Origin of the sequence: Zobellia russellii (assembly GCF_018728565.1) — a bacterium.
Taxonomy (GTDB): Bacteria; Bacteroidota; Bacteroidia; order Flavobacteriales; family Flavobacteriaceae; genus Zobellia; species Zobellia russellii.
In genome coordinates this window covers 1-242 of sequence record NZ_JACSOI010000043.1, presented here as the reverse complement: position 1 = coordinate 242, position 242 = coordinate 1, and the positions used below count along the sequence as shown (strand labels likewise).

The window sequence follows — 242 nt, the reverse complement described above, 5'->3', positions numbered from 1 at the left end:
GTTCCTACATTACCTGCGGTATCCGTTGTCGTTACACTTCCATCTACCGTCGTATCACCATCGGCAGCCAATTCACTACCTGGAATTGCTATACTATATGTGCCTGCGCCATCTACAGTTCCCGTGTAATCGGTACCGTTTACTGTTAGGGTTACCGTATCTCCTGTGGTGAAGTCGCCACTTACCGTTCCGGTTACGTTGACGTTTCCTCCTGCTTCCGTAGCATTCAATACATTATCGGC

The 242-nt window shown here is 48.8% G+C and carries 1 protein-coding gene; it reads right to left on the bottom strand.

Translation table 11 applies throughout. From position 1 onward, the window contains the following. Positions 1-242 (bottom strand): Ig-like domain-containing protein (locus H9565_RS20115; RefSeq protein ID WP_215442161.1); only part of this gene is annotated, 242 nt, incomplete at both ends.